Source organism: Streptomyces sp. NPDC059567, from assembly GCF_042735655.1.
In the GTDB taxonomy this organism is placed as follows: Bacteria; Actinomycetota; Actinomycetes; order Streptomycetales; family Streptomycetaceae; genus Streptomyces.
Genome location: NZ_JBHWBS010000020.1, coordinates 22,292 through 28,291 on the forward strand (window position 1 = coordinate 22,292; position 6,000 = coordinate 28,291).

Here is a 6,000-nt window from a genome sequence, read left to right on the forward strand (position 1 = left end):
CTCCGCGGCGCGACTCACAGGAAGCTCTTCGGGTGACCGGTCAGCCCATGGAGCCGAGGTGGCCGCCGATCGACGAGCCCGGCGCCGCGGCACGGTTCCACGCCATTCGGGACCAGGGCAGGGTCAGTTCGCTCTGGTCGGAGACCTCTCGGGGGGCGAGGCCCGTGAGCGGGACGGCCTCGTGGTGGCGGGCGTAGACCGTGTCGACGTAGCGGTGGCCGGTGTCGGGGGCGATGAAGAGCACCGTCCGCTCGGGGGCGCGGTCGCGTTCGTGGCGGGCGGCCAGATAGCCGGCGCCGGTCGAGAGTCCCGCGAAGAGCGCGTGTCGGCGGAGCAGGTCGACGCTGCCGGCCAGGGCCGCGTCGAAGGAGATCCAGTGCAGGGTGTCGTACAGCTCGTGCGAGACGTTCCCGAAGGGGATGGAGCTGCCGATCCCGGCGATGATGATCTCGGGGTCGGAGACGTGCTCGGCGCCGAAGGTGACGCTGCCGTACGGCTGGACGCCCACGAGCTCGACGTCGGCCCGGCCGCCTTCGGGTGCCGCGCGCAGGTAGCGGGCGAGGGCGCCCGTCGAGGCCCCCGAGCCGACCCCGCCGACGACGGTGAGGCGGTCCGTGCCGGTCGCCTGCCGGATCCGGTCGGCGATCGCGCGGTAGCCCAGGTAGTGGATGTCGTCGTGGTACTGCCGCATCCAGTGGTACTCGGGGTGTTCGGCGAGGATCTCGTGGATCCGCTCCACCCGCCGCTTCTGATCGAGCTTGAGGTCGCTGCACGGCTCCATCTGCTCCAACGTCGCTCCGAGGACGGAGAGTTGGGTGCGCAGCGTGTGGTCGACCGTCGTCGAGCCGACGATGTGGCAGCGCATGTCGTGCCGGTGGCAGGCGAGGGCGAGCGCGTACGCGTAGATGCCGCTGGAACTGTCGAGCAGCGTGTCCCCGCGCCGTACGACCCCGGTGTCGAGCAGATGGCGCACCGCCGCGAGCGCGGAGACCACCTTCATCGTCTCAAAGCGCAGGCAGACGAGCCGTTCGTCGAGCCGTATCAGGTCCGGCCGGCCGATCGCCTCCGCGATGTGCTGGTCCATTCAGGATCTCCTTGATGGTGGTGAAGGTCGTGAAGGCCCGCGTGGCGGGGATGCCGTGGGCGTCCAGGGCGCGCAGGCAGCTGCGCACGCGGTGGCGCAGGCCCGGCGCGGCGGCGTCGAACAGCACGCCCGCCACCGCGCCGCTGTGCGCGATCTGCACGCCTACCGCCCCGACCCGACGGGCGATGACGGTCAGCGCGTCGAACTCCGGGTGGGACAAGAGCTGTTGGCCGCGTCGGGCGCTGGCGGTGGCCACTTCTCCGAGCAGCCGGGCGTCGCCGGTCGCCACCGCGCGGCGGAGCAGCGTGCGCAGCCGCTCGAAGTCGCGGAGGTCGGCATCGTCGGCCTCCCGCACGGGCAGGGCGAGCGTGTCGACAGGCGCGCCTCCGCCAAGGGTGCAGCCCACGACCACCAGGGGCGGCAGCGCCGGCCCGAGGATCTCCAGGACCCGGCCCTCTCGCTGGGCGAAGAGCACCGGGCGGCCGTCCAGCATCAGCGGGTCACAGGCCAGTTCGGCGCGCACGGCGAGCCGGGCCACCGTCTCGGGGGCGAGCCGCAGCCCGTACGAGTCGGCGACCGCGCGCACGGTGGCGATCACATCGCTCGTGGAGCTGCCCATGCCCAGGCCCACCGGAATCTCGCCCGAGACCGACAACTCTCCTCCGCAGGAGGGGAGTCCGGACCGCTCCGCGCACTCCGCGACCGCGAGGGCCGCGGCCTGCGCGGCCTTCGTACGCCCGGCCGGTATGACGGTGATCGCACCGGGCGCGGTGCCGGGACGGCGGACGAACTCGGCGCCGCTGCCCGGGCCGGCCATCGGGAGGGTGACGAGGCCCGCGCACCGGCGTCCTTCGGCGTCGAGGAAGACGCCCTGGAGGATCTCGCCGTGGTGGCAGGGCGCGTATCCCGTGCCGGTGGAGACGGGTACGGCCGGGCGCGCGGCGGGAGTCACGCGCCCCCCACCGTCCGGTAGCGGTACAGAGCCGTCTCCTCGGCGCTGAACTGGGAGAAGGGGAACGGCTCCGCGGACAGGGCGGTCACGCCCGAGCCGAGGAAGGCACGCGCGACGGCGCTGCCGGTCTGCGCGTACACGATCAGGGGGACGCCCCGGGACCGGCAGCGCTCCAGGATGGTGTCGAACGAGCCGTTGCTCAGGGTCATCCCGGTGGCGACGACGGCCTCGGCGCGGTCGAGCACCTCGTGCATGTCGTCCGTGACGGGGTCGCCCCACTGGGTGGTCCTGAGGTTGAAGTCGCAGGGCAGCGGTTCGCCGCCGCGCTCGCGGATCGCCGCGACCAGGGGGTTGACGACGCCGATGAGGCCGACCTTCGCTCCCTCCTCGATGTCGAGCAGGCCGGCGATGGTCGCGTCGCGGGCCTTCGCGCGGACCTCCGGGGTACCGGCGGGGAGGGTGACGGGCTCGGCGTCGCCCTCCTCGGCGGCCACGCGGTGCGGGCGGGTCTCGGACAGGTACGCGTCGAGGGCGGCGATCCGCAGCGGCCGCGGGGCTTCGCGCAGCAGGACGTCGATCGGGGTGCCCGAGGAGTCGCGGCAGATCGACGGGGCGATCTCGCCGGCTTCGAAGGCGCAGCCGCCGAAGGAGCCGCCGAGGCGGACCAGGACGTACTGATTGAGGTAGGTGGTGTCGCCGCCGGCCAGGCGGGTGCCGTGGTGGATCCAGAACACGCTGGTCGCGACGCGTTCGGAGGGGAGCGGACCGTGCTCTCCGGCCAGGACCGCCTCGATGAGCGCGTCGACGGAGAGGGCAGGGGTGGTCGAGATCATGGGGTTCCTTCTCAGAGGGCGGGTTGGGGCGCCGGGAGCGGGCTGCCGAGGGGCCGGCGGTAGGTGACGGTGAGGTGTCCCAGCGCATCGGTGGTGAGTTCGGCGTCGACCTCGAAGACCTCGGCGAGCCGCTCGGCGGTCAGGACGTCGGAGGGTGCCCCGGAGGCGACGAGGCGGCCGTGGTGCAGGAGCAGCAGCCGGTCGCAGTACCGGGCGGCGAGCGACAGGTCGTGCAGCGCGACCAGGACTGTCCGCTCGGTACCGGTCAGCAGCTCCATCAGTTCCAACTGGTGTTTGACGTCGAGGTGGTTGGTGGGCTCGTCGAGGAGGAGTGCGTACGGCTGCTGGGCCAGCGCGCGGGCGATGTGGGCGCGCTGCCGCTCGCCGCCCGACAGCGCCTTCCACGAGCGGCCGGCGAGCGCGGTGAGTCCTACGCGCTCCAGGGCGGCGGCGACCACCGCCCGGTCGGTGGCGTCGGGCCCGCGCCAGCGGTCCCGGAACGGGGTCCGCCCGAGGCCCACGACGTCGGCGACCCGCAGATCGCTGTCGGCTCCCGAGTCCTGTTCGACGAAGGCGACATGGCGGGAGATGCGGCGCGCGCTCCAGTCCCGTACGGACTCGCCGTCGTAGCGGACCGTGCCCGCGTCGGGGGCCCGGAGGCCGGCCAGGCAGCGCAGCAGCGAGGACTTGCCCGAGCCGTTGGGGCCGAGCAGTCCGACCGTCTCGCCGGGGGCGATGTCCGCGTCGATCTCGCATACGACGGGGGTGCCCGCCACCGACCAGCTCAGCTTCTCCGCGGTGATCCTCACAGTTCACCCCGCTTGCGCAGCACGAGGAGGAAGAGCGGTACGCCGAGCAGGGCGGTGATCACGCCGACGGGAACCTCGCGGGGTGCGAAGGCGATCCGTGCCAGCGCGTCCGTCCACACCAGGAAGACCGCGCCGGCGAGCGCCGCGTACGGCAGCAGCACTCGGTGCAGCGGCCCGACGAGGAACCGCACCCCGTGGGGGACGATCAGGCCCACGAAGCCGATGGCACCGACGGTGGCGACCGCCACCGCGGTCAGCGCGGCCGTGACCACGAGCAACAGCATCCTCGTGCGCCGTACGCCGATCCCGAGGGACGCGGCGGTGTCGGTGCCGAACGCCAGCCCGTCGAGGGCGTTCGCGCAGAGCCAGGCGGCCAGGAGCCCCAGCGGGGTGACGATCGCGCAGACCACGACCGTGTCCCAGCGGGCGGGCGCCATCGAGCCGAGCAGCCAGTGGGTGACGGCCCGCGTGGTGTCCGCGTCCGCCGAGGCCATCAGGACGAGCGAGGTCAGTGCGGTGAAGAGCTGGCCGACCACGACACCGGTCAGGACGATGCGTACGGAATCCAGGCCGGTGCGTCGCAGCAGCAGGAGGAGCAGCCCGAAGGAGAGCAGCGCGCCGGCGAGCGCGCCGCCGGTGACCCCGAGGGTGCTCGCGCCGACCCCGAGGACGACGACGGTGACGGCTCCCGTCGACGCGCCGGAGGAGACACCGAGCAGATAGGGGTCGGCGAGCGCGTTGCGGGTGACCGCCTGGAGCACTGTGCCGCAGACGGCGAGCGAGGCTCCGACGAGGGCGGCCATCAGCACACGGGGCAGCCGCAGGTCCCAGATCAGCGAGTCCACCAGTGGGGGCAACGGCGTGACGCCCAGGCCGAGACGGGAGCCGAGGGCGCGGCCGAGGTCCGTCCATCCCACGTCGGCGACACCGATGCCCACGGCCGCCGCCACCGATCCCGCCAAGGCGCCCGCGGCGAGGAGCATGAGGACCACCTGGCCCCCTCCGGACCGAACGGACCGTACGGACTGACCGGCCGGCTCGGGGACGGATCTCACCACCTGCCCGCGGGCCGCCGGGAGCAGCAGATCCGCGGACGCCCTCCGGGTGTCCGGTTCAGCGGACATGCCCGAGGTCCTTCATGCCCTGGGCCAGCAACCCGAGGGCGTGGACGGAGCGTACGGACGGGTCCAGTTCGATGCCCGGCACGGTGAGGATCTTGTTGTCGCGCACCGCGGCCAGCCGGGAGATCACCGGGTGCCGGGTCATCGTGGCGCGCTTCTCGGCGGCGCTGTCGCCGGGCCGGCCGCGCTCGGACAGGTCCCCGATCACGATGAAGTCCGGGTCACGCTGGGCGACTTCCTCCCAGGAGACCTCCGGCCAGTCCTCGTCGACGTCGTCGAAGGCGTTCCTCGCGCCGATGATCCGGCTCATCTCGCTGGGCAGGCCGGTCTTCCCCGCCACGTACGGCATCCCGTTGAAGACGGAGTAGAGGTAGACCACGGTCGGCCGGTCGGCTCCCTGGGGAACCTTGGAGGCGTTCTCCCCCGCCTTGGCGACGGCGGCGCGCTGGTCGGCCGCGAGCTTGCCGGCCCGCTCCTCGGCGCCGAAGACCTTGCCGAGGTTCTCGTAGTCGGAGAAGAGCAGCTCGAAGGGGGTCTTTCCGGCCGGGTTCCGCTGCGGGCAGTCCACGGCGCTGACGAAGGTGGGGACCTTGAGGGCGTCCAGCTCCTCGCGGGTGCCGGCGCGGTCCTTGGTGTAGAGGTCCTCGGATCCGGCGACGACGAAGTCGGGTGTGGCGGCGCGCAGTTGCTCACCGGTGGCGATCTTCGGGGCGATGACCGGGACCGTGGCGTACGCGGCCTGGTACCGCGCGGGGATCTTCGTCTTGAGGTTGGCGGTTCCCGCCATCCGGTCCTGGAGCCCGAGTTCGAGGAGGGTCTCGGTCGAGGTCTGGTCCAGGGCGACGGCGCGTTGCGGGGGCGCGGTGAAGGACATCTGGCGGCCGCAGCTGGTGACGGAGGCCGCCTGGGCGGCGGGCTTGGTGTCCGCGTCGGAACCGCCGCCGGCTGCCGTGGAGCAGCCGGCGGTGGCGAGGGCGAGGGTCAGGGCGATACCGAGACGGGCGGGGTGGCGCATGGGTTCTCCGGTCGAGAGGGGGCAGGGCGCTGCACCGGGCAGGAGTGCCGCGTTCGAAAGGTACTGTAACGACAATCATTTTCATTAACTACCTCGGGGTGGGGGGGGGGGGCGGGGGGGGGGCGCGCGCCGCGGCGGGGGGGCAGCGGGCCGCGGGGCCCGCCCCGCCAGGGCCGCGGTGGGGGC

6 protein-coding genes are annotated in these 6,000 nt (G+C 73.0%); all 6 read right to left on the reverse strand.

Annotated elements, in window-relative coordinates; translation table 11 throughout:
• Positions 1-40 precede the first annotated feature (40 nt).
• From ACFVZW_RS12450 to ACFVZW_RS12475, 6 genes are read right to left on the reverse strand one after another with little or no spacing between them, the layout of a single operon-like run.
• Complete coding sequence (locus ACFVZW_RS12450; RefSeq protein ID WP_384520137.1) at positions 41-1,084, reverse strand: pyridoxal-phosphate dependent enzyme; 1,044 nt, start codon at positions 1,082-1,084, stop codon at positions 41-43.
• A complete protein-coding gene (locus tag ACFVZW_RS12455) occupies positions 1,005-2,036 on the reverse strand; it encodes a GHMP kinase (protein ID WP_384520139.1) in 1,032 nt (343 codons plus the stop codon). The genes ACFVZW_RS12450 and ACFVZW_RS12455 overlap by 80 nt, the downstream gene beginning before the upstream one ends.
• The gene (locus tag ACFVZW_RS12460) at positions 2,033-2,869 is read right to left on the reverse strand and encodes a Rossmann-like domain-containing protein (RefSeq protein WP_384520141.1); all 837 of its coding nucleotides are present in this window, start codon (positions 2,867-2,869) and stop codon (positions 2,033-2,035) included. Before ACFVZW_RS12460 ends, ACFVZW_RS12455 begins: the two co-directional genes overlap by 4 nt.
• A gap of 11 nt (positions 2,870-2,880) precedes the next feature.
• Positions 2,881-3,678 (reverse strand): ABC transporter ATP-binding protein, encoded by a 798-nt coding sequence (locus tag ACFVZW_RS12465; RefSeq protein ID WP_384520143.1) that lies wholly within the window; start codon positions 3,676-3,678, stop codon positions 2,881-2,883.
• Positions 3,675-4,802, reverse strand: coding sequence for a FecCD family ABC transporter permease (locus tag ACFVZW_RS12470; RefSeq protein WP_384520145.1), 1,128 nt, complete (start codon positions 4,800-4,802; stop codon positions 3,675-3,677). The genes ACFVZW_RS12465 and ACFVZW_RS12470 overlap by 4 nt, the downstream gene beginning before the upstream one ends.
• Positions 4,792-5,814 carry an ABC transporter substrate-binding protein gene (locus tag ACFVZW_RS12475; RefSeq protein ID WP_384520147.1) on the reverse strand — a complete coding sequence of 341 codons (1,023 nt, stop codon included), beginning with the start codon at positions 5,812-5,814 and terminating at the stop codon, positions 4,792-4,794. The genes ACFVZW_RS12470 and ACFVZW_RS12475 overlap by 11 nt, the downstream gene beginning before the upstream one ends.
• Positions 5,815-6,000 lie beyond the last annotated feature (186 nt).